Below are 1,164 nucleotides of genomic sequence, written 5' to 3' on the forward strand. Positions count from 1 at the left end.
TTGACCATTAGTAACCATATACCAATCATCATAATACATAGTTAATCCTGTATAGTTCCAATCAAGTTTACCATGATCTACATAATACCATCTACCATCATGCATAGCTAAACCAGTATAGTTATAATCTAATACACCATTTCTAATACAATACCATGTTCCATCCTTTAGGATTAAATCATTAAAATTCCAGTCTAACTGACCATTCACAACCATATACCAAGTACTATAATACTCAGTTAATCCTGTATAATTCCAGTTAAGAACTCCATTTTCAACATAGTACCATCTTCCATCATGTATAGCTAAACCAGTATAATCATAATTAACTACACCTTTTTCAAGCAAGTACCAGGTGCCATTGATGTATGTTAACTCACTCTTACTTGTATCAAGAGATCCATTATGCATGTAGTATAAAACACCATCTGTTTCACAACCACCTGTATAATTCCAGTTAATCTGACCATGATCTACATAGAAGTAGCCACCACAGTGTTCTACAACTCCTGTATAAGTCCAGTCAATTGTTCCGTTTTCTACAAAGTACCATCCACCACAGTGGAAAATAACATCTCTTGTTTCTTCATTTAAGCGACCTTGATCAATATAATACCAAGTGCCATCAATGTAGACTACATCAGTCAATGTTGTATCAACAGTCCCATTCTGTACATAATACTTTTCAGCTTTGTGTTAGGTAACCCTTTAAAGTCTTTATCTACTTCTCCATTTGAATAATAGACAAACTGATCATCTTCATAGACAAGTCCTGACTTTGGTGTAACAACATCTTCTGTAGTTGTATCATCTACTGCATATACATCATTATTCGAAGCAAGAGGTACCTGAATAACCGTAAAAGATAAAATTAAGCCTAATAATAACTTACTTAGTTTCTTCATGAAATGTCGCCTCCTTTCTCCCAAAATAGTTGGATTTTTCATCCTTATCATTATTTTACTCTTAAAGATACCTTTAATCAAATATTTGTATTAGATAGTGTTTTTATTGTATTTAATGTTTATTATTTATCTTCTACTAAGAATATTTTATTTACACTTCATAAAAAAGAAGAGTGATAAACACTCTCCTTAAACACGATGTCCATTAACCACTTTATATTGAGGTCCTTTATTATTCACCTGAGCATAACCATTATAA

Annotated in this window: 1 protein-coding gene and 1 pseudogene; both read right to left on the reverse strand. The window is 32.0% G+C overall.

Annotated features, from left to right (window positions below):
* Positions 1-648: pseudogene (locus ACT8VG_RS05885) on the reverse strand (hypothetical protein); the annotation flags it as partial.
* Positions 645-905, reverse strand: a complete 261-nt coding sequence (locus ACT8VG_RS05890) for a hypothetical protein (RefSeq protein WP_444195403.1) — start codon at positions 903-905, stop codon at positions 645-647. The pseudogene ACT8VG_RS05885 and the gene ACT8VG_RS05890, both read right to left, overlap by 4 nt.
* Between the last annotated feature and the right edge of the window lie 259 nt (positions 906-1,164).

The sequence above is a fragment of the Catenibacterium sp. genome (assembly GCF_052354645.1).
GTDB classification, from domain to species: Bacteria; Bacillota_I; Bacilli_A; order Erysipelotrichales; family Coprobacillaceae; genus Catenibacterium; species Catenibacterium mitsuoka_A.